Genomic DNA, 21,891 nt, shown 5'->3' with positions numbered 1-21,891 from the left:
TTAAATTTCTTCTACTGTAACTAAATGTTGAACTTTACGGATAATCCCACCGATGGCGTCATTGTATTCCAATGAAACGCTGCGGTTGATCTTGCCCAGACCCAGCGACTGAATCGCCAGTTTCTGTGTTTTTGGCCGCTTAATGATGCTGCGAACCTGTGTTATTTTAACCCGTCCCATTTCTATTGCGGTTTTAAGGATATTATCCGTTAAAAACTTTACTCAGCTTCACACTCCGCTGGAAAGCCACCTGATGCGGAGCCCGCATTTTCAGCAGCGCGTCGATGGTTGCCTTCACCACGTTGTGCGGGTTGGATGAACCTTTCGATTTGGCCAATACGTCGCGGATACCGGCACTTTCCAATACCGCACGCATTGCACCACCGGCGATTACACCCGTACCGGCAGAAGCGGGTCTCAGCAGTACAAAACCACCGCTGAATTTACCTTCCATTTCGTGAGGAACCGTATGCTTCAGCAAAGGAACCTGTACGAGGTTTTTCTTCGCATCTTCAATTCCTTTGGCAATTGCATCCGTTACTTCGTTGGCTTTGCCCAGGCCATAACCCACCACACCGTTGCCATCGCCGACAACGATAATGGCGGCAAAGCTGAAACGCCGACCACCTTTTACTACCTTGGCAACGCGGTTGATGGCAACAACGCGTTCTTTCAGTTCAGACTCGTTAACTTTAGCAGGTCTTGTATTGGTTACCATTGTGTTGCTTAAAATTGAAGGCCTCCTTCTCTGGCACCGTCGGCCAAAGCTTTCACCTTACCATGATACAAATAACCGTTGCGATCAAAAACTACCCGGGTAATACCGCTGGTAGTTGCTTTCTCAGCCAGAGCCTGTCCAACTTGCTTAGCGAGTTCGACGTTAACGCCTTTTTTATCTTTCCCGTTGATATCAATCGATGAAGCACTCACCAGCGTGTGGCCTTTTTCATCGTCAATGATCTGGGCATAAATTCGGGCATTTGACCGAAAAACCGACAGCCGGGGCTGATCAGCCGTTCCGGAAACCTTATTCCGGATATGATTCTTAATACGCAGTCTCCTGCTTGCTTTCGTGACAGCCATTTTCGCCTGTGCTTATTATATGGTTCACCTATTACTTCTTGGAAGCAGACTTACCCGCTTTCCGACGAATCTTCTCGCCCACAAACCGGATACCTTTTCCTTTGTACGGTTCTACTTTACGCAATGAGCGGATTTTGGCCGCAACATCGCCAATCAATTGTTTGTCAATACCTTCCAGAATTACCTTCGGGTTCTGTCCTTTTTCTGTTACCGTCGATACGTTCAGCTCGGTCGGGATGGCCACGTAAATATCGTGCGAGTACCCCAGCGTCAATTGCAGAACATTGTTCGACGAAACGGCTTTGTAACCAACCCCAACGATTTCGAGCTCAAGACGGTAGCCCGTGCTAACGCCGGTTACCATGTTGTTAACCAAAGCGCGGTACAGACCGTGGAGGGCTTTGAAGCGTTTCTGGTCGTTCGGCCGAACCACTTTCAGCTCGCCGTCGGTGATTTCTAACTTAATATCCGGATTGATGCTCTGCGACAGTGTTCCTTTCGGACCTTTCACCGTAACGGTGTTACCGTTCTCGACCGAAACTGACACTTTCTCGGGCAGTGCAATGGATTTATTACCTACGCGTGACATAGTTTCTGATTAATATACGTAACACAATACTTCACCGCCTACGTTCAGCGTCCGGGCTTCCTTGTCCGTCATCACGCCTTTTGAGGTCGAGACGATGGCAACACCGAGGCCGTTCAGAATGCGCGGAATATCCGTTGCGCCTTTGTATTGGCGCAGACCCGGGCGGCTAACGCGCTGCAAATCAACGATCGCAGGCTGCTTCGTAACCGGATTGTATTTCAGCGCAATCTTGATACTTCCTTGCGGACCGGTTTCATCGAACTTATAGTTCTGAATGAAGCCTTTATCAAAGAGTACCTTAGTGATCTCCTTCTTTATATTGGAAGCAGGAATTTCCACGACCCGGTGCTTGGCGCGGATCGCATTTCTGATGCGAGTCAGATAATCTGCTATGGGATCAGTATTCATTTCCTCCTGATTAGTAACTGCATGCCTTTTTCAAATGGCCTGCAAAATTAGGGAATTGTTTCGATAAATGCTAAGATGGTGAGAAAGTTACCAGCTTGCCTTGGTTACACCCGGGATCTTACCGGCTGACGCCATTTCACGGAACGTTACGCGGGAGATACCAAACTTCCGCATGTATCCGCGAGGGCGGCCCGTTAACTTACACCGATTGTGCAGACGTACCGGCGAAGCGTTCTTCGGCAGTTTGTCTAACCCGAGGTAGTCTCCGGCAGCTTTCAGTGCGGCACGCTTGGTAGCGTATTTCGCAACTAAGGCAATCCGCTTACGCTCTCTTGCTTTGATGGATTCTTTTGCCATGTTTTTATTCGCTTTATGCGTTATTTTTTACCACCGGCGAAGGGCATCCCCAACGCTTTCAGCAATGCAAAGCTTTCTTCATCCGTGTTCGCCGTGGTGACGAACGTGATATCCATTCCGGAGATCCGACTTACTTTGTCGATCGTGATTTCCGGGAAGATGATTTGCTCCTGGACACCGAACGTGTAGTTCCCGTTGCCGTCGAAGCCTTTGTCGCTAATTCCTTTGAAGTCGCGAACGCGGGGCAGTGCAACGGCGGTCAGGCGATCCAGAAATTCGTACATTTTCTCACCGCGCAGCGTTACTTTCGCCCCGATCGGCATGCCTTCGCGCAGTTTGAAGTTCGAAACGGCTTTCTTCGCAATCGTAGCCACTGCTTTCTGGCCGGTGATCATCGTCAATTCTTCAACGCCTACATCAACCAGTTTCTTATCAGCGACTGCGGCACCAATCCCTTTGTTGACAACAATCTTGGACAGTTTCGGCACCTGCATGATGCTTTTGTACTGAAACTTTTCCTTCAGTTGAGCCACAATCTCATTTGTATATTTCTCTTTCAGTCTCGGAGTTGCCACCTTCGTATCTGTTTATACGTTCCTGATTTCTAATCAATTAGACGAAATTGCCCGATTTTTTTGAAAACCGCTGCAACTTGCCTTTGTCATTCAGTTTGCGGCCCGTCCGGGAAGGTTCGTTCGTTTTCGGATCGATCACCATCAGGTTGCTGACGTGGATGGTTCCTTCGCGTTTTTCCAAACTTCCCTGCGGATTGGCTGCGGATGGTTTCACATGCTTGGTGATCATGTTTACTCCTTCAACCACGGCGCGTTGTTTATCGACCAAAACGCGCAGGATTGTACCGGTTTGGCCCTTCGAGTTACCAGAGAGCACCTTAACGGAATCTCCCTTTTTGATGTGTAACTTCGTAGGCGTGTCTGCTTTCTTCATGGTTACAATACTTCTGGAGCCAGGGAAACGATTTTCATGAATTGCTTCTCGCGCAATTCGCGGGCGACGGGTCCGAAAATGCGGGTTCCGCGCGGCTCGTCATTGTTATTCAGCAGTACAGCTGCGTTGTCTTCAAACCGGATATACGATCCGTCTTTCCGGCGTATTTCCTTCTTCGTCCGAACGACGACTGCTTTCGAAACAGTTCCTTTCTTCATGTTGCTCGAAGAAAGTGCCTGCTTAACCGTCACTACAATTTTATCGCCAACCGTAGCGAAACGCTTTCCGGTTCCACCCAGTACCCGAATGCAAAGTACTTCTTTGGCACCGCTGTTATCGGCTACGCCCAAACGTGATTCTTGCTGGATCATGATTACTTCGCCTTTTCAATGATTTCGACTAATCGCCAACATTTGTTCTTGCTCAGCGGACGGGTTTCCATGATGCGGACGGTATCCCCGATGCCGCACTCATTTTTCTCGTCATGAGCCATGAACTTCTTCGTACGGTGCATAAATTTCCCGTAGATGGGGTGCTGCACTTTCCGATCGACCGCAACCGTGATGGATTTTTCCATCTTGTTGCTTACTACCTTACCAATTCTTTCTTTTCTCAGATTTCTTTCTTGCTGCTCCATGAGTCGATACCGTTTAATTAGCTGGCGTTTTGTTTAACAGTCAGCTCGGTCAGTAATTGAGCAATCAATTTGCGCGTCGTGCGAATCCGCATCGGGTTTTCGATGGGCGAAATAGCGTGCGCAAACTTCAACTTTTGCAAGCGATCTTTTTCAGCCGCTACCTGCTCATTCAATTGTTCAACCGTCAGCGACTTAATCTCGTTCTTTTTCATGACTGAATGTGTTGGTGGTTGCCCGATGGCGGTTTTTAAAACCTAACCGGTAACCGATTCCCGAGTTAGTCTTCTGTTTCCTGATAATCCCGACGAACAACGAATCTTGTTTTGATCGGTAACTTTTGAGCTGCTAAACGCAGGGCATCGTTCGCAACATCCAGCGGTACACCGGTGGCTTCGAACAGAATGGTGCCCGGTTTTACGGGCGCAACCCAATATTCCGGTGCCCCTTTTCCTTTACCCATCCGTACCTCGGCCGGTTTTTTCGTGATTACCTTGTCTGGAAAAATACGGATCCAAACCTGGCCTTCACGCTTCATAGCACGCGTTACGGAAATACGGGCCGCTTCGATCTGGCGGGCTGTGATCCAACCGGGTTCCAGCGACTTGATAGCAAACGATCCGAAAGCGATTTCATGGCCTCGTCCGGCGATGCCTTTCACCCGGCCCTTTTGGTGCTTGCGAAACTTGGTTCTTTTTGGTTGTAACATCTTTAGTCGTATCTAAAGGACGTGCCTGGTATGACGTCCGATGTTCTTACTATCTTTTGCGTGGGCCACCACCCTGGCCTCCGCCACCGCGTTGTCCTCCGCCCTGGCCGCCACGTTGGCCACCACCGCCTTGTCCACCACGTTGACCTCCGCCACCACCACGGTTTTGATCATTCCGACCCCGGCGACGATCACCCCGGTCGCCTTCGCCACCGCGTTCACCCCGGCGATCTCCGCGATCATTCCGGCGTTCACCGCGGTCGTTGCCGCGATCCGCCTGAGCTGCGGTAATCTGAGCCGCTGGTGACAAATCACGTTTGCCGTACAGTTCACCTTTGAAAACCCAGACTTTAATACCGATTTTTCCGTAAATCGTCTGAGCTTCAGAAATAGCGTAGTCAATATCGGCACGAAGGGTATGCAGGGGGACGCGTCCTTCTTTGTATTCTTCCGTACGGGCCATTTCAGCACCGCCCAGACGACCCGATACGCGAACTTTAATTCCCTGAGCGCCTACCCGAATTGCCGAGCTGATTGCCTGCTTCATCGCACGACGGTAAGAAATACGTGCCTGCAATTGTTGAGCAATCGTTTCGCCGACCAGTTTCGCATCGATTTCCGGACGTTTGATTTCGAAAATATTGATCTGAACGTCCTTTCCGGTGATTTTCTTCAGCTCTTCCTTGATCTTATCGACCTCGCCACCGCCTTTACCAATCACAATACCCGGACGGGCCGTGTGAATGGTCAGGGTGATCCGCTTCAGAGTCCGCTCGATAACAACCCGGGCGATGGATCCTTTCGGAATACGTGCCTGAATATATTTTCTAATTCTTTCGTCTTCAACCAGCTTATCAGGAAACTCTTTGCCGCCATACCAGCTTGAGTCCCATCCTTTGACGATACCAAGCCGAAAACCAACGGGGTTTACTTTTTGTCCCATTTTATTGTCTTGTTATTCTGCGTTTTCTGTTGAAACTACGGGTGCAAGCGTCAGTGATTCGGCGGCACTTTCAATCACGACCGTAACGTGGTTAGAGCGTTTGCGAATCCGGTGGCCGCGACCTTGTGGTGCAGGACGCAGACGTTTCAGCATCCGACCGCCGTCGACGAAAATCGTCTTTACGTACAGATCAGCGTCTTCAGCGCGTTCGTCTCCGTTTTTTTGCTGCCAGTTAGCAACCGCCGAGAGCACCAGCTTTTCCAGCAGAGCGGCACCGGCCTGGGGTTGATAACGCAGAATACCCAACGCTTTGCTAACCTTCTGACCCCGGATCAAATCGGCCACCAGCCGCATTTTACGAGGAGACGAAGGCACATTTTTTAGCTTTGCTACTGCTTCCATTTTTTTATGGTTTGTAGTTTATGATTGATAGTTTATGGAAGAACTAAAAACCGTAAACCAAAAACTGAAAACTGTTTTTACCGTTTGCCTTTGTCTTTCTTCGCAACGTGCCCCCGGAAGTTACGGGTTGGTGAAAATTCACCCAACTTATGACCAACCATGTTTTCGGTGACATACACCGGAATGAACTTGTTGCCATTGTGCACCGCGAACGTGTGGCCAACGAAATCCGGAGAAATCATTGATCGGCGAGACCAGGTTTTGATTACGGACTTCCGTCCTGAATCGTTCATGGTGTCCACCTTTTTTTCCAGACGAAAATCTATGTAGGGACCCTTTTTGAGTGAGCGTGCCATCTACTTCTTATTTTTTCCGTTTACTAATGATCAGACGATCTGAATACTTGTTCACCGGGCGGGTTTTCTTGCCCTTCGCGTACAGACCCGTACGTGAACGTGGGTGACCACCGGATGCCCGTCCTTCACCACCACCCATCGGGTGATCGACCGGGTTCATGGCAACACCACGAACGCGGGGGCGGATACCCAACCAGCGGTTCCGACCGGCTTTACCCATGCTCACGTTCATGTGATCTGGGTTCGAAACCGAGCCTACCGTGGCAATGCAGGTTCCCAGCACCATCCGTTGTTCGCCCGAAGGCATCCGCAGAATGGCATACTTGTCTTCGCGGGCAACCAACTGAGCGTACGTTCCGGCGCTCCGAACCATTGCGGCTCCTTTACCGGGCTTCAGCTCCACGTTGTGAACGATGGTACCGATCGGCATAGCCGACAGCGGCAGCGCGTTTCCGACTTCCGGCGGAACAGACGGACCTGAAATGACCTGCTGTCCAACGGTGATGCCTTGCGGGGCAATGATATAACGCTTCTCGCCATCTACATAAAACAACAGGGCGATCCGGGCCGAGCGGTTAGGATCATACTCGATTGTTTTAACCGTTGCCGGTACACCGGTTTTATCGCGTTTAAAATCGATAACCCGGTATTGTTTTTTGTGACCGCCACCGATGTAGCGCATCGAACGATGGCCCTGATTGTTGCGGCCACCGGTTCTTTTTATCGTAACCAGCAGGCTCCGTTCCGGTTTGTCCGTTGTGATGTCGGCAAAATCCGGGGCCACGCGGAAACGCTGGCTCGGGGTTGTTGGTTTCAGTTTCTTAACTCCCATGATTCCTAACTACTTCGTTTAGTCGTTCGTGGTTGCGCTTATGCTTCAGCGTAAATATCGATGATCTCTCCGTCGGCAACCGTTACGATTGCTTTCTTCCAGGTTGACGTGCGGCCCGCCGTTACAGCACCTTTTTTCGTGCTTTTCGACTTCATGTGTCCGAAGCAACGCATCGTATTCACTTCCGTCACCGTAACACCGTACAATTTCTCGACAGCCTTTTTGATTTCGATTTTGTTGGCATTCATCGACACCTCAAAACCGTATTGTCCCTTCTTATTCTGGGCTGTCACTTTTTCGGTAATGATCGGTCTTTTCAGTACGTTTTCCATAATCAATTACTGGAGAAGAGATTCAAGTTTCGACAAAGCCCCTTCAGCAATCAGCAGACGGTCGGCGTGCATCAGATCATACGTGTTGACCGTGTCAGCCGTCGCTACTTTTGCTTTTTGCAGGTTACGGCTTGAAAGAACCACGTTCGTATCTACCTCGGGCAGAATCAACAGGGTTTTCGTATTCAGCGCATCAAAACCAGTCAAAAATTCAATGTATGACTTCGTACGTGGTCCTTCCAGCGTGAAGTTTTCCAGGATGGAAACGCTGTTTCCCTGCGCTTTGGCAGCAAGAGCCGATTTACGAGCCAGTTGCTTTACCTTTTTGTTCAGTTTGAACGAATAATCGCGGGGGCGAGGTCCGAAGATCGTTCCACCACCAACAAAAACCGGTGATTTGATGGAACCGGCGCGGGCACCGCCCGTACCTTTCTGTTTCTTCAGTTTGCGGGTCGAGTGAGCATTCTCGGCGCGTTCTTTTGCTTTGTGCGTTCCCTGACGTTGGTTCGCCAGATACTGTTTCACATCCAAGTAGATCGCGTGCTCGCTTGGCTCAATTCCGAAGATATCATCGGACAAAGTGATCTTTTTGCCCGTATCCTCTCCTTTCGAGTTATAAATTGCTGCCTCCATGATTTACTTTTCTAAAATGAGGAACGAATTTTTTGCGCCCGGAACCGAGCCACTCACAACGATCAGATTTTGCTCTGCCAGCACTTTCAGAACGCGCAGGTTCTGAACTTTCACCCGGTTGCCACCGGTGCGGCCGGCCATCCGAAGACCTTTGAAAACCCGTGACGGGAAGGAGCAGGCACCGATTGAACCCGGGTGACGTCCGCGGTTGTGCTGACCGTGGGTTTGCCCACCGACACCACCGAAACCGTGACGTTTCACAACGCCTTGGAAACCGCGACCTTTAACCGTTCCGACGACATCGACAAAGTCGCCTTCGGCAAAAACATCCGTGGCTTGCAGGGTTTGACCCAGGCTCAGCTCCTGTTCGAATGTTTTGAACTCAACTAACTTGCGCTTCGGCGTCGTACCGGCCTTTTTGAAGTGGCCCTGCAGCGGTTTGCTGGTACGTTTTTCTTTCTTTTCGCCGTAACCTAACTGAACAGCTACGTAGCCGTCGTTATCCTGCGTTTTTACGTGTGTAACTACACAGGGACCAGCTTCAATAACTGTACATGCCAGAGCCTGCCCGTCAGCATTGTACAGACTGGTCATCCCAATCTTCTTTCCAATTAAACCAGACATAAATAAGTGGTTGTAAAGCAGGAATTTATAAGTATGAACCCGAAAAAATCGGAGTGCAAAGGTAGGAATTACTTCCTTTTATTCCAAACCGTAGTTTATTTATTCTCAACTATTTCCGTGATCAGGGTAAAAACAAAAAAGGCCAGGCGTGTTCCACCTGACCTTTCGCTCGGTTGACACAAATGCATGTGTTACCGGACTAAAATAGTCAGATGCGGTTTCCTTGTGGGACCTTCACCCGAGTTATGTCTTTGCTCTTACTTCGATTTCGGATTGCAAAGGTACGCTATTTTTATTCTCCAAAAAACTTTTCTCACGAAAGTTACTGAAGAATTTAAACTTTATACCTTGATTTCAACGTCTACCCCGCTCGGTAACTCCAGTTTCATCAATGCATCGACAGTTTTGGCGCTGGTTGAGTAGATATCGACCAAACGCTTGTAGGTGCAGAGCTGGAATTGTTCCCGGGATTTTTTGTTAACGTGCGGAGAACGCAGAACGGTGAAAACCTCTTTCTCAGTCGGTAATGGAATCGGGCCGCTCACAATGGCACCCGTCGATTTTACGGCCTTTACAATTTTTTCAGCCGACTTGTCGACCAGCATGTGGTCGAAAGATTTCAGTTTAATCCGAATTTTTTGATTCATGACAATTTGTGGTTCTGAGAGAAAACCGGTTTTTAAAACCGGCGGTTGATCCGCTGCCGAAAGAACCATTTACTCCGGCAGCGCGACCTTTTATTTTCAATGAACAATTAACAATTAATAATGAACGGTTTCATGCGTACGGCAGGTACTATTCATTGTTAATTATTAATTGTTCATTTATTAAAATTAAGCTCTTACCGTTCCTTTGGCTTTCGCTACGATTCCTTCCGCTAAGTTGGTTGGAACTTGCTCGTAGTGTGAGAACGTCAGGTTGGCGGTTGCACGTCCGGACGACATCGTACGCAGGTCGGTCACGTAACCGAACAGTTCCGACAGCGGAACATCGGCCTTAATTACCTGTGAACCGGCGCGTGAGTCCATCCCTTTCATGATCCCGCGACGGCGGTTCAGGTCACCCGTGATCGGACCGGTGTATTCTTCCGGCGTCAAAACTTCAACGGCCATAATCGGTTCGAGCAGTTTCGGACCGGCATTTTTAGCCGCTTCGCGGAAGCCCAGGCGGGCCGCCAGTTCGAACGACAGTGAGTCGGAGTCAACGTCGTGGAAAGAACCGTGGAATAACCGTACTTTCATCGAATCCAACGGATAACCCGCCAGCGGACCCGTTGACATGGCTTCGCGGAAGCCTTTTTCGACCGATGGGATAAATTCGCGCGGAATAACCCCACCCACGATTCCGTTGATGAATTCCAGACCGGTTTTGCCTTCTTCGCCCGGCATGATTTCGAAAACGATATCGGCAAATTTACCACGACCACCGGTTTGTTTCTTGTACAATTCGCGGTGTTCGAAGTTCTTCGTCAGCGTTTCTTTGTAAGCAACCTGCGGAGCACCCTGGTTCACTTCTACCTTGAATTCACGACGCATCCGGTCGATGATGATTTCCAGGTGAAGCTCACCCATACCCCGAATGATGGTCTGACCGGTTTCTTCGTCGGTTTCCACTTTCAGGGTCGGATCTTCTTCGATCAGTTTACCAATAGCTTTCGAGAAGTTGTCCTGATCGGCGGTTTTCTTCGGCTCGATGGCGTATCCAATAACCGGATCCGGGAAAATCATCGATTCCAGAATGATCGGGTTTTTCTCGTCGCAAAGCGTGTCGCCGGTTTTGATATCTTTGAAACCAACAACAGCACCGATATCACCAGCCCGCAGCTTGTCGATCTGGTTTTGCTTGTTGGCGTGCATCTGGAAAATCCGCGAAATCCGTTCTTTGTTGCCTGAACGGGTGTTCAGAACGTACGAACCGGAATCCAGGACACCTGAATAAACCCGAACAAAGCAGAGCCGACCTACGTAGGGGTCCGTGGCAATTTTAAAACCTAAAGCCGTAAACGGATCGCTTTCCGTCGGGTGACGAACCACTTCCTGATCGGTGTTGGGGTTCGTTCCTTTAATTTCCGGTTTGTCGAGCGGAGACGGCAGCAGCGACATCACGTAGTCGAGCATCGTCTGAACACCTTTGTTCTTGAACGACGAACCACACAACATCGGCACGATTTTCATCTCGATCGTAGCCTGACGCAAAGCAGTCAGAATTTCGTCTTCCGTGATCGATTCCGGATCTTCGAAGTATTTCTCCATCAGCGACTCGTCGTAATCAGCGACGGCTTCGAGGAGTTTTTCACGCCATTCTTTCGCTTCTTCCAGCATGTCGTCCGGAATGGGCACCTCCTGGAAGGTCATTCCTTTATCGTGCTCGTTCCACTGGATACCGCGGAAGTTGACCAGATCGACCACCCCTTTGAAGTTATCTTCGGCACCGATCGGCAATTGCAGCGGCACGGCGTTGCTGCCGAGCATGTCTTTCACCTGCTGACAAACGTTCAGGAAGTCGGCACCGGCGCGGTCCATTTTATTGACGAAGCCCAGACGAGCAACGTTATAGTTATTGGCCAACCGCCAGTTGGTTTCCGACTGTGGTTCTACACCATCTACCGCACTGAACAAAAACACCAGACCGTCCAGAACGCGCAGGGAGCGGTTTACCTCAACGGTAAAGTCAACGTGGCCCGGCGTATCGATGATATTGACATGGTAGTTCTGGTCCCGGTATTTCCAGTTGACGGTTGTAGCAGCGGACGTGATGGTGATACCACGTTCCTGTTCCTGCTCCATCCAGTCCATGGTAGCGGCCCCCTCGTGTACCTCGCCAATTTTGTGGCTAACCCCGGAGTAATAAAGAATCCGCTCGGTGGTCGTCGTTTTACCGGCGTCGATGTGGGCAGCGATACCAATGTTTCGCAGGTATCGAAGATCAGTTGCCATAATGAAGTATAATTCAGAAGTTAATTTACAAATGCAGGTAGGCAGAAAAGCACCCCAATAGTATCAAAAAGGCACTTTTTGCGAATCAGAGCGCAAAGATAGGGAATTGGAAGGCTAAAAGCAAAACTATTGTGAAGTCTCTTGTAAAAGTTAATGATCAGGTAATGAAAACGATACCGGTTTTTTAGAACGGATAACCGACGGCCACATTTAGAATCAGGTTGTCGCGTCGCCAGGCCTTGCTGCCCGGATCGATTTGGTCGAACACCCACTGCTGGCCTTCGGGCAACCACGGTTTTCGCAACGGAAACGCCAGGTCGAAGCGGACGACAAAATACGAAACGTCGATCCGCAACCCCAGACCGGTTCCAACGGCCAGTTGTTTGTAAAAATCTGACTTGAACTGCGTACCCGCTCCGTAGGCGCTTTTATCGGAATACATCCAGACGTTGCCGACATCCAGAAACAGGGCACCCTGAAAATACTTATTGAATTTAGGCCGAAGTTCCGTGTTAAACTCGAGCTTGATATCGCCCCCCCCGTCCTGCAAAATGACCGATCCGTCCAGATTTCGGGTATAGGTACCCGGCCCCACCGCCCGGGGCCGGAAAGCCCGGATGCTGTTGGCCCCACCGACAAAATACTGTTTGACAAACGGCAATTGATTTGAATTTCCGTAGGGAATCCCCAAACCTGCGAATATCCGGTTCGCCCAGGTGATGCCCGGTGACAGTTTGAAAAAATGGCGGCTATCGACGTCCGTTCGGAAAAACTGCGAATAGGGAACGCCAAAGATCACTTCTTCCCCTAAACCGTTGACTTTATTGGTCAGTAACGACGCCAGGTTCCCGGCGGGTTCAACGTTCACACTCAACCGGTACGTATACGCCGATTCTCCGCGGGGCGACGAGCTGAGGTTATAGGTGTATAACGAACTCAAAATCAGCTGTTCGGAGCGCAAAATATTAATGTATTGCTGCCGCGTGGCCGGGTCGTCTTCCATTGCGAAGAACTTTTCTCCATAACTCGAGGGTAGCACGTAGTTGATGCTGATGGGCTGGAAACTATGTTCCATCTGCTGGCTGCTTCGCCAGTTATATCCGAAAGTGGTCAGGAAGGAATTCAGGTGATAATACTCCCGGCGAACAATCAAATCGTAGCTCAACGAAACCGTCGTTTGGGGCAAGGTCTGCCCGCGCTCGTAGTGTTTGATCGGAATGGGAGAAACCAGCCGCGGAAAGGTCAGACTGGTTTGGATGCCGTAGCGGTAATTGGTGATGCCGCTTTGCCGCGAACCAATCTGAAATTCAAGCCCGGTATTGGCGTTGATGGTAAACAGTTCCGAGCGTCCCATCACGTTGCGGTTGCGCCAGTTCAGACTGATTTGCGACCCCACGAGGTTGTTGGAACGGCTGGTTCCGGCCAGTTCAAACCGGGCCGATTTCTTCGGGTAGGGCGTCAGGTAATAAAAAACGTCCATCACCGTCGAATCGCCCTGCTGATCCGGCTCAAACCGGTTCCGGACAAACTTGAACGAGCCCACGTTCACAAACCGCGAGAGCGTCTGTTCCTGCGCCCGGCTGTTGTAGCGTTTGCCGGGACGAAGCGCAATGATATCCCGAAAAAGCTTGGGACTATATACGCCCGCGGGGTCTACAATTTTTAGTTTGGCAAACTCAACCGCCTGCTCCTGGGCGGTATCCCTCCGGGTGGTGTTGGACGACAGGCTGTAGTTGGGGTACACATAAATATCCCGAACCGAGTACGGTAATAAAGCTGCCCGGGGCGTTTCCGGTTTAATGGCCAGATACAGTCGCGTACGGTGGTTGCCCTGGGCACTGTCGGCCAGAACCGCAATAAAATCGGGCTGGAAATAAAAAAAGCCCTGGCGCTGCAATCCCTGCGTAATCCGCTCGCGCTCCAGTTTAATCACGTCAAACCGGTACGGATTGTCCTTTTTCAGCAGCGTCCGCTTTTTGATCTGCTCCATCGGTTTTCGCAGCGTCGTCGAGTCCATCAGGAACGCGACCGAATCGATGTAATACCGGGGTTGTACCTGCACCTGATACACGCCGACGGTTTGGTAGCTTTTCGAACTGTCCGGGTTGTCGCGCAGACTGCCGGAAACCGTGGAGCGAAAAAATCCTTCGTTTTCCAGAAATGCCATCCAGATCAACGAGTTGGACGACAGGGCTTTGGCACTTGCAAAAACCGGTGCCTCTCCGAATTTCCGCCGGAACCAGGCCCGGAATCCCTTCTCTTTTTTGGGTTCGCCCATCAGGTAATACAGCCCGACTTTATACGGATAGCCGAACAGTTTCTTATTTGGTTTCGGGCGGGCCAGATCGGCCAGTTGCGTTTCAATCTGTTCTTTTTCACTTTTGGAAACCGTCGAATCCGTTTGCACGTTGATTTCGGTACCCATATACAGCTTCTCCCCGGGCGGAATGTGTCGGGCCACATGACAGCCGGTTAGCGCAAGAAAAGCAACAATATGTCCTAAACTCTTTCTCATTGATTCTCTTTTTCCGCCGATTTCCGAAATATCTCGCTTAACAGGTTGTAATCGACCGTAATGACAAACCCGACGCCGGTTTCAATGACATAACCTTCCAAAACGGCCTGGTAATCGCTCTTGCGGTAGCCCCGCAGCATGTACCGGCCATCGCGGGTCAGGTTGTAGTTTAAGGACAGATTATCAAAGACTTCGTTCGGGTTGCGGGTAATGGTGGAATTATTGCTTTCCAGCACAAAATTGCGACCCACCGAAATCGTCAGGCGGCCCTGCAAAAAGCTCTTCGATACGCCCACGTTCAGGTCGGTTCGGGAGCCCACCGTGTTATTAACCCCCGCCGACTGGCTCGACGATAGCAGATCAAAATTGACATCAAACCCTTTCAGCAGGCTGGACGCGAATTTTTCCAGCTGATCCGACAGAATTTTACTCACGCTGTTCCGGGCGATTTCTTCCGTATTGATCCCCCCCCCCGTTGAGCTGGATGAGGTCTCGGCGATAAAACCGCCCAGTACGAGCAATCCGAAAACCTGTTTGTTCAACTGCGAAGGGTCCTGCCGCAACTGGGTCAGTTTGGAATTAACCGCATCGATAACGGTCTGTGACGCCAGAAAGTCCGATTCCGGCATCGAAATGTCGAAGCTGATGTCGGGAGCCGCCAGTTGTCCTTTCATTTTCAGCAATACGTTGAACGGGATTTTCTGTTTCGACGCCGTGCGGAGTTGTTCACTGGTTTCGTTCGCAATCAGGTTGGCGGGCGTCGCCGTGGTTTGGTAAACAGCCGTAATGTCGAGCTGCGCCCGCAACGGATCGCCCGTCCAGGTAATGTAGCTGCCTTTCTGGATCGAAAACTTGCGTTTCAGCACTTCGTACGTCAACGAATATTCCCCCTCGGTAACGTCGTAGCGACCCAGCAGTGAAATCGCCCCGCTCTGGCTGATGCCCACGTTCAACTGGGCGTTGCCCCGGATGCGCAGGTTATCGCCGTTGAGTTCATCCACCACAATCGTAATTTCCGACTTCTCATTGGCTTCCAGACTCAGGTCGATCTGGGCGTTGTTCAGGTTCTGAAAGGCCACGCGGGGCAGGGTCGTGTCCGGTTTTATCGCCACCAGGTATTTGCGCAGCGCCAGCGTGTCTTTGTGATCGATGAACGTGACGATTTCGCGCGCTTCGTTCACGGTCGAACTCTGATCGGGCAGCACCAGCGTCACCTTGCTTTCGTCTTCGAGCTTGACAGAACCGTTGATGGTCGGGCTGGTCCCACTTCCGCGAATGTTCAGATTGGCGCTAATGGCCGCGTTGCCGTACGCCAGATCGTTATCTTTCCGGGTGGCATTCAGTACCTGAAACTTGTCGGCTTTGATGTTCAGGTTGTAAGCCACGTCCGGCAGTTTCCGGATCGTAATGGTTCCGTTCGTGGTCAGCGTGCGGTTCAGGGCGTCGCGGACGCTGAAATCCTGGAACGTAACGGTTTTTTCGTTAAACCGGATGGTTTCGTCGTCGATTTTGTAGGTGGCATTCAGGTATGCAACGTTGAACGCCAGCGAATCGAACGACATCGAACCGTTCATTCTCGGTTGTTCGATCGAACCATTTACATCGACTTCGCCCCGCAGTCGACCGCTGGCTTGCCGCAATTGCCCGAAACTGAAGGCTTCGATGGTCCTGGCACTCAGTGAATCCAGAATAACCTTGAAATCCAGCGCATTGGCCGGATCGGAAGCTTTGTAAAAACCGGTCACCCGCGCCTGGTTTCCCGAACCCACCAGCGCCACATCCGTCGAAATCCGTTGTTCGGTTGTGTTTTCAAACCTGGCCGTCAGATTGCCCAGCGGTTTGGCCATCACATTCAAACTGTCGACATTGACGTTGCCGGTAAACGACAGATTGGTTAATATATTTCGCAGGATTATGTCGCCGTTTAATGTCCCTCCCACCAGTGTCGTATCCTGATTGGCCAGCTTCGACATGTTGGTCAGGTCGATGTTTTCCACTTTAACCTCCATCGGAGCATTGGGTTTCGGCACAATGCTGTTGACTAGAATTTTCTGTGAACCCGTCTGGAGCATAAACCGGTTGGCCAGCAAGCCATCTTCGCTGTACTGGATGTACCCCGTCGTGTCGCTGGTCCAGCGCTGGTAGTTGGTCAGCAAACCGTCGGGATTAAACCGGAACTGGTACGTCCGGTCGGCAATGGCCAGATTTCCCGAAGCACCGTACCACGCCCGGCCCGTCGAGTCGTCCGATTCAATCTCGAACCACAGCCGGTTTTTAATTGCTTCCGCATTCAGTTTCGTAACGTTCACCTGGATTCCGCTCGCACTAGCCGAATTTACCTGACCCGTAATGCCCAGCCGCCCGTTTAGCCCCGCCAGATTCATCGTAACGCCCCGAATCTGCATGGTATCGTATTCGATCAAACCGGTTTTCAGCGAAGCCGCGAAGGTCGTATCCCGCACATTATCCACGTACGCCTTGAACGTAATCGGGTCCATTTTGGTCAGCGCGGGCACAAAAGCCATCAACAACGGGTGGTGACTAACCGTCATTTCGACGTTGAAACCGTACGGCGGGTTGACCGGTTTGTACGTCAGATCAGGCAGTTGGATGTATTTGCTGAACTCGCCAATGGCAATATCGCCCAGCCGGGTGTAGTCGAACTGGCCGTTGAGGTTCATCGTGGCAAACGGCAACCGGGCCTCTACGATCTTCCGGGGGCCGTCCACATCGGTTTTAACGTAAAACGAATCCAGCGGATACGAGCTTCCGTTGTAGCGCACCACGGTTTCGCGGGCCACCAGAATGCCGACCGGTTTGGTCGGGTCGGTCGACGCAAAATCAAACCGCATTTTCCCCTCCAGGCTCAGCGGATCTTTATACAGTTTCAGTTGTGTAAGATCCAGTTTATCAATCGCAATTCCGCCCCGCACGCTGGGAAAATCCTGAAGCAGACCGACCTGCGAATTCAGCGCCAGCTTGGCATTCGGATCGTCGAGCGTGCTTTTAATGTTTAACAAACCTTTATTCAAGTCACCTTCGGCGTCGAAATTCTGGTAATTATACCCCATCAGTTCCGCCTGCCGGACATGGAGCTGAAAAGCGGTTTGCATGGTTTTGACATCGATTCCCCGCCCATCGACCGTCGCATCGGCCGTAATGCTGCCCAGCGTTCCCTGTTGCCCCAGCCAGCGCCCGGCTTCGAACCGTGCCAAAGCCACTTTCCCGTTGTAAGCCTGATTTTTACCGGCCACAAAACCGCTTACATTTCCGTCAAAATCGACATTTCCCCAATCGGTTTGCAGGACCGAATTGATATTCAGGTTGTCGAGTGCGCCCTGAAAACGACCGGTCAGCCGGAGTTTCGGCGGAATATTGAACGAATCCGGCAGCGTGCCTTTCGGAACCAGTTGCCGAATATCGCGCAGTTGAGTTGAGCCCTCGGTCAGATTAATGTCCATCGCCAGGCGGTTTACATCCGTCACGTTCCGCAACCGCCCGCTCGCCCGCAGCCGCGTTCCCGACAACATATCGACCTCAAAGGTCGGAATGCTCAGGTTCGCCAGCGTACCGCGCATCAGCGTGTTTACCCGAATGACGCCCTGACGGTTTTCGCTAAACGGTGGTGTGGTGGACAGAAAAGGTGCCAGTTGCAAAATATCGGCAAATGCCACCCGGCTTTGTTTCAGATTGACCCGAATACCGACGCGGTTTGCTTCGCGCGGTCGGCTGAGCTGTCCGATGGAATCATACCGCAAAATCAGTTGATCACGCAGCAGCGTCTGGGGTGTTTGCACAAAAAGCCGGGTCACTGACGTCAGCGTGTCGCTGTACAGGACGTCGGCATCGAGCCGCTGGAGCGTAAAACCGCTCTGATCGCGGAAACGTCCCCCGCGAAATTTACCGAAAATATATTTTGGCGTGTATTGCAGCGATTGGGCCGAGAGCGAAAAATCCCGAAGGTCGAGGTGGCCGTAATCCAGACCGGTTTTCTGTTTCGGCTGCGTTTGGTCGTCAAACCGGATGCGGTTTTTCGCCAGCGCCACCCGCCCGATGTTGGCCCGCCAGCCGCCCGATTCCTCGGTAGTAACGGTTTTGGTTGCCGTTGTCGAAGACGTCGGTTTTGCGATTTTGGCCGGTTTGGTCAGAATGGTGGCAATGTCCGAATTTTCGAGTTCCAGCGATTTGATTCCGATTTTTTCTCCGTCCAGATACAGGTAATCGGCCTCCATCGCCAGCCGTCCGGCGGTGCCTTTGGTCTGAAAATTCGCTTCCTCCACATCAACATCCCAACGTACCCGGTTCATCTGCCAGCTGCCCAATTTCAGATCAAGCGTATCGCCCGGCGCCGAAGTCGCTGGGGTTTCGGGGGTATCGATTCCTTTGTAAAGCCGGGTCGTCGCAATCAGGCCGTCTACCGTGACGGTTTTCAGATGGTACTGGGATTTGTCGAGATTCGTCTTGTCGAAATTCGCGCGCAGGCTATCGACGTACGCGCCCACATCCGCTCCGACCACGTCGTCCTTGTACCGAATCCGAACATCTTTTAATGTAATTCCCGCCAGACTAATGTCCAGGGGAGCCGCCGTCGTATCAACCGGCTGCGGAGTGCCACCGGTGTCGAAGGCATCAATGATATACTGGAAATTGAAGGTGGTATCGGGCAGCGTACGATTCAGATTTACGCGGACTTTCTCCAGCTCGATCTGGTTGAGGGCCACCCGGTTTTTCAGCAGACCCATCATGTCGAGATCGACGCGGAGTTTCTGACCGGCCAGCAGCGTGTCGCCCTTGGGCGTAATAAACAGCACATCTTCCAGGCTTACGTAGTCCGGAATTTCGTAGGTGATTTTGCCGATCCGAAAGGGGCTTTTTAGTTTTCCGGCTAAATAATTATTGACCTGACGGGTCACAAATTCCTGGCCCCAGGTTGTGGTACCGACCACCCACAGGAATCCAAGAACCAGAAAAATCAGTGCCAGAATGGCCAGAAAAAAAACCGTCAGAAATTTTTTCACGTTACTTCGATAAGTCCCCGAGTAGCCTTTCAGTTATTTCCATTCGGTCTTCGCTACGCTAATTAATACGTACTTTAGACGATGAATGTTGAATACCGGATCATCTTTTATACAAAAATTTTATCCAACCGGCAGCAATAATTAGACCGGTTAAAAGGTATCCAATAAACCGAACAAAATGGATTATGTTATTTCTTACCGGTTTTCTACTTTGAAAAAACGCCTTTTGCGATCAAATAGGGAATGATAAGCCAGAGCAGGCCCTTGATGAGGAAGAAGAGAAAGCCCAGCCAGCCGACGCGCTTGAGCCATGTTTTAAACCGATCATTCATGGGGTGGCTATTCGTTTAGTTCAATAGTCGTGTCGGCATTAGGAACGGATATCCGGAAAATTTACCAAAGTTAGCCAACTGCCCGTTTATTTAAAGCATCTTCCCTTTTTTGATTAGAACCCCCTTTTTTTCGTCTTTTGAAAGCGTTGTATCCCCCATCCGCACCGTCCTATATATTAAATTATTTTAATTATAGAATTACGTAGGAAAATACCATCTGTGTTAAAATAACACTACATTTGGTATAATTAAAGTCAGTATTTGACGGTCATCATCTATTGGAACACGTTACTGCCGCTGATTATAAAAAGCTGACACCTCAGGAGTTATGGCAACGCTTCAAGGCTGGCGACGAGCTGGCTTTCGGCGAGCTGGCCCAGGTGCATTACCGTGGTTTGTATAATTACGGTTTGCGGTTGACTGCGGATTCCGAACTGGTCTGGGACACGATCCAGGATTTGCTGCTGGACCTCTGGGACCACCGGACGACCGTCGGCGATGCGGTTTTTGTAAAAGCCTACCTCCTGAAATCCCTGCGCTATAAGTTATTAAAGACTCGGTCGGGGCCAACTGCCGTCGATATTGATGAATCGGCGCCCACGCAATTGCCCTTTGCCGATTCCATCGAACAGCAAATCATCGCCGACGAAAGCCAGACCGAGCAAACCCGGCTGCTTCATCAGCTCATGGCGTCGCTCTCCAAACGCCAGCAGGAAGTGCTGTACCTGCGGTTTTACCAGAATCTCGACAACCACGAAATCGCCCAGATCATGGGGCTGGAACGGCAAAGCGTAGCCAATTTGCTTTACCGAACCTTCAAGGAACTCCGCAGCCAGTGGTCGTCCAGCCTGTTGCTGTTGCTGCTGGCACTGATCCGCTCCGGCTCCTTTTGAGATTTTCCCCAAAATAATTTTACTTTTTTTGAGTATTGCGCCCCCGCATCCGGCACTATGGAAATAGAAGCCATAGAATGCAATTCGCTCAATGATTAATTATAGAACGTACGAAGCCGAAGACTTCCTGTTCGATGAATCGTTCCGGCAGTGGACCACGGAAAACACACCACAAACCGCCCGTTTTTGGGACCAATGGCTCGCCCAGAATCCTGACCGCGCGGAAGTGGTCCGGCAGGCCCAGGAATTGGTTCGTGCGTTGAATGCGCATTACCGCGACGATGCCACCGATGAACGGCTGGCGCAGGAACTCGAACAACTGGTAAACAAAGCCGCCGAGCGCCGGGATGCCGAAGAAGAAGAAACGCCCGAAATTCCGCTGAATCAGCGAAGCTGGTGGCGCTGGGCCGTGGCCGCTTCGGTGCTGGTGCTATTGGGTTTTGTCGCCCGGTTTTACATCAACCGTACCGCAAAACCGGCTACTTATTCGTACGAATACCTGACCAAAACCGTGCAGAAATCTCCGCTGGAGGAAAAAGTCAATAACGGACCCAAAGCAATCAATGTCCTGCTGAGCGACGGTAGTGTGGTGACGCTTAACCCGAAAAGCCGCCTGAGTTATCCGAAGCTGTTCAGTGCCACCACGCGGACGGTTTACCTGAGCGGGGAAGCCTTTTTCGACGTGGTGAAAAATCCGGCCAAGCCCTTTCTGATTTACGCCAACCAAACCGTCACCAAAGTATTGGGAACCAGCTTTTTAGTTCGCGCTTATGTCGAAGAAAAAGACGTGACGGTAATGGTCAAAACCGGGCGGGTTTCGGTGTATTCGCTGAAGGATTACGAAAAGGCCCAGCAGTCGGGCCTCCGGCGCGTTGAAGGCGTCGTGCTAACGCCCAACCAGCAAATGACCTACAACCTGGAAGATAACCGGCTCGTCAGGGCCGTGGTGGAAAAACCGGCGGCTCTGATCGTCAACCGGCCCAGCCGCGAGCAGGAGTTTGAGGACGCGCCGGTGGCTAAAGTTTTCGCGAGTCTGGAGCGGACATACGGCGTGAAATTACGGTTCGACGAAGACGCGATGGCGGCCTGTCTGGTGAATGTCTCGTTTAACGAAGAAAACCTGATGGAACGCCTGGAAGTCATCTGTCAGACGATCGGCGCGTCGTACGAAGTGCTGGACGGACAGATCATGATTACCAGCAAAGGTTGTCACTAGCCTTGAACACTATTCCTAAACCCATAAATTAATTCAGTATCTGAACCATCTCGAGCCTTAATCCCAACTGCCTATGACCCAGTAACCCACTGTTCACAAAAAAGGCCAATGATGGTACCAGCATCATTGGC

At 51.0% G+C, this 21,891-nt stretch carries 26 protein-coding genes; 2 read left to right on the top strand and 24 right to left on the bottom strand.

Going from position 1 to position 21,891, the window contains the following annotated elements; genetic code table 11:
* The 24 genes from rpmD to GJJ30_RS32510 all read right to left on the bottom strand — a co-directional run bounded on the left by rpmD (position 1) and on the right by GJJ30_RS32510 (position 19,651).
* Positions 1-180 carry a 50S ribosomal protein L30 gene (rpmD, locus tag GJJ30_RS08855; protein ID WP_154174774.1) on the bottom strand — a complete coding sequence of 60 codons (180 nt, stop codon included), beginning with the start codon at positions 178-180 and terminating at the stop codon, positions 1-3.
* Between the two features lie 22 nt (positions 181-202).
* Positions 203-718, bottom strand: coding sequence for a 30S ribosomal protein S5 (rpsE, locus tag GJJ30_RS08850; protein ID WP_154174773.1), 516 nt, complete (start codon positions 716-718; stop codon positions 203-205).
* 8 nt (positions 719-726) lie between these two features.
* A complete protein-coding gene (rplR, locus tag GJJ30_RS08845; protein ID WP_154174772.1) occupies positions 727-1,083 on the bottom strand; it encodes a 50S ribosomal protein L18 in 357 nt (118 codons plus the stop codon).
* 31 nt (positions 1,084-1,114) lie between these two features.
* Complete coding sequence (gene rplF, locus GJJ30_RS08840) at positions 1,115-1,672, bottom strand: 50S ribosomal protein L6 (RefSeq protein ID WP_154174771.1); 558 nt, start codon at positions 1,670-1,672, stop codon at positions 1,115-1,117.
* A 9-nt stretch (positions 1,673-1,681) separates the two neighbouring features.
* A complete protein-coding gene (rpsH, locus tag GJJ30_RS08835) occupies positions 1,682-2,080 on the bottom strand; it encodes a 30S ribosomal protein S8 (protein WP_114406377.1) in 399 nt (132 codons plus the stop codon).
* Positions 2,081-2,167: 87 nt separating this feature from the next.
* A complete protein-coding gene (gene rpsN / locus GJJ30_RS08830) occupies positions 2,168-2,437 on the bottom strand; it encodes a 30S ribosomal protein S14 (RefSeq protein WP_114406378.1) in 270 nt (89 codons plus the stop codon).
* A gap of 20 nt (positions 2,438-2,457) precedes the next feature.
* Positions 2,458-3,012 carry a 50S ribosomal protein L5 gene (rplE, locus tag GJJ30_RS08825; RefSeq protein ID WP_310588217.1) on the bottom strand — a complete coding sequence of 185 codons (555 nt, stop codon included), beginning with the start codon at positions 3,010-3,012 and terminating at the stop codon, positions 2,458-2,460.
* Positions 3,013-3,049: 37 nt separating this feature from the next.
* Positions 3,050-3,385 (bottom strand): 50S ribosomal protein L24, encoded by a 336-nt coding sequence (gene rplX, locus GJJ30_RS08820; protein ID WP_154174770.1) that lies wholly within the window; start codon positions 3,383-3,385, stop codon positions 3,050-3,052.
* 2 nt (positions 3,386-3,387) lie between these two features.
* Entirely contained in the window at positions 3,388-3,756 is a 369-nt protein-coding gene (gene rplN, locus GJJ30_RS08815; protein WP_111626186.1) for a 50S ribosomal protein L14, read from the bottom strand.
* A gap of 2 nt (positions 3,757-3,758) precedes the next feature.
* Complete coding sequence (rpsQ, locus tag GJJ30_RS08810; protein WP_038119974.1) at positions 3,759-4,022, bottom strand: 30S ribosomal protein S17; 264 nt, start codon at positions 4,020-4,022, stop codon at positions 3,759-3,761.
* 17 nt (positions 4,023-4,039) lie between these two features.
* On the bottom strand, positions 4,040-4,234 hold the full coding sequence (gene rpmC / locus GJJ30_RS08805) for a 50S ribosomal protein L29 (RefSeq protein ID WP_154174769.1): 195 nt from the start codon (positions 4,232-4,234) through the stop codon (positions 4,040-4,042).
* A 65-nt stretch (positions 4,235-4,299) separates the two neighbouring features.
* A complete protein-coding gene (rplP, locus tag GJJ30_RS08800; protein ID WP_154174768.1) occupies positions 4,300-4,728 on the bottom strand; it encodes a 50S ribosomal protein L16 in 429 nt (142 codons plus the stop codon).
* Positions 4,729-4,777: 49 nt separating this feature from the next.
* On the bottom strand, positions 4,778-5,671 hold the full coding sequence (rpsC, locus tag GJJ30_RS08795) for a 30S ribosomal protein S3 (protein WP_154174767.1): 894 nt from the start codon (positions 5,669-5,671) through the stop codon (positions 4,778-4,780).
* 12 nt (positions 5,672-5,683) lie between these two features.
* On the bottom strand, positions 5,684-6,073 hold the full coding sequence (gene rplV / locus GJJ30_RS08790; protein WP_154174766.1) for a 50S ribosomal protein L22: 390 nt from the start codon (positions 6,071-6,073) through the stop codon (positions 5,684-5,686).
* A gap of 77 nt (positions 6,074-6,150) precedes the next feature.
* Positions 6,151-6,429 (bottom strand): 30S ribosomal protein S19, encoded by a 279-nt coding sequence (gene rpsS, locus GJJ30_RS08785; protein ID WP_124878978.1) that lies wholly within the window; start codon positions 6,427-6,429, stop codon positions 6,151-6,153.
* A 7-nt stretch (positions 6,430-6,436) separates the two neighbouring features.
* Complete coding sequence (gene rplB / locus GJJ30_RS08780; RefSeq protein WP_154174765.1) at positions 6,437-7,261, bottom strand: 50S ribosomal protein L2; 825 nt, start codon at positions 7,259-7,261, stop codon at positions 6,437-6,439.
* 38 nt (positions 7,262-7,299) lie between these two features.
* Complete coding sequence (rplW, locus tag GJJ30_RS08775) at positions 7,300-7,593, bottom strand: 50S ribosomal protein L23 (RefSeq protein ID WP_154174764.1); 294 nt, start codon at positions 7,591-7,593, stop codon at positions 7,300-7,302.
* A 6-nt stretch (positions 7,594-7,599) separates the two neighbouring features.
* The gene (gene rplD / locus GJJ30_RS08770; protein ID WP_154174763.1) at positions 7,600-8,226 is read right to left on the bottom strand and encodes a 50S ribosomal protein L4; all 627 of its coding nucleotides are present in this window, start codon (positions 8,224-8,226) and stop codon (positions 7,600-7,602) included.
* Between the two features lie 3 nt (positions 8,227-8,229).
* A complete protein-coding gene (gene rplC, locus GJJ30_RS08765) occupies positions 8,230-8,850 on the bottom strand; it encodes a 50S ribosomal protein L3 (protein WP_154174762.1) in 621 nt (206 codons plus the stop codon).
* Between the two features lie 341 nt (positions 8,851-9,191).
* Positions 9,192-9,497, bottom strand: a complete 306-nt coding sequence (gene rpsJ, locus GJJ30_RS08760) for a 30S ribosomal protein S10 (protein WP_154174761.1) — start codon at positions 9,495-9,497, stop codon at positions 9,192-9,194.
* Positions 9,498-9,683: 186 nt separating this feature from the next.
* Positions 9,684-11,786 (bottom strand): elongation factor G, encoded by a 2,103-nt coding sequence (gene fusA, locus GJJ30_RS08755; RefSeq protein ID WP_154174760.1) that lies wholly within the window; start codon positions 11,784-11,786, stop codon positions 9,684-9,686.
* 184 nt (positions 11,787-11,970) lie between these two features.
* Positions 11,971-14,301 carry a translocation and assembly module lipoprotein TamL gene (tamL, locus tag GJJ30_RS08750; RefSeq protein ID WP_229313037.1) on the bottom strand — a complete coding sequence of 777 codons (2,331 nt, stop codon included), beginning with the start codon at positions 14,299-14,301 and terminating at the stop codon, positions 11,971-11,973.
* Entirely contained in the window at positions 14,298-19,319 is a 5,022-nt protein-coding gene (locus tag GJJ30_RS08745) for a translocation/assembly module TamB domain-containing protein (protein ID WP_310588216.1), read from the bottom strand. Before GJJ30_RS08745 ends, tamL begins: the two co-directional genes overlap by 4 nt.
* Before the next feature lie 206 nt (positions 19,320-19,525).
* Positions 19,526-19,651: a hypothetical protein gene (locus GJJ30_RS32510; protein ID WP_262707858.1), complete on the bottom strand. Its 126-nt coding sequence runs from the start codon at positions 19,649-19,651 to the stop codon at positions 19,526-19,528.
* A 278-nt stretch (positions 19,652-19,929) separates the two neighbouring features.
* Between GJJ30_RS32510 and GJJ30_RS08740 the strand changes: the two genes are divergently transcribed.
* Together GJJ30_RS08740 and GJJ30_RS08735 are read left to right on the top strand one after the other, a co-directional pair.
* Complete coding sequence (locus tag GJJ30_RS08740; RefSeq protein WP_154174759.1) at positions 19,930-20,544, top strand: RNA polymerase sigma factor; 615 nt, start codon at positions 19,930-19,932, stop codon at positions 20,542-20,544.
* Positions 20,545-20,635: 91 nt separating this feature from the next.
* Entirely contained in the window at positions 20,636-21,760 is a 1,125-nt protein-coding gene (locus GJJ30_RS08735; RefSeq protein WP_154174758.1) for a FecR family protein, read from the top strand.
* Positions 21,761-21,891: the final 131 nt, after the last annotated feature.

The organism is Larkinella terrae (assembly GCF_009668025.1).
GTDB lineage: Bacteria > Bacteroidota > Bacteroidia > Cytophagales > Spirosomataceae > Larkinella > Larkinella terrae.
This window is presented reverse-complemented; position numbering and strand designations above follow the sequence as displayed.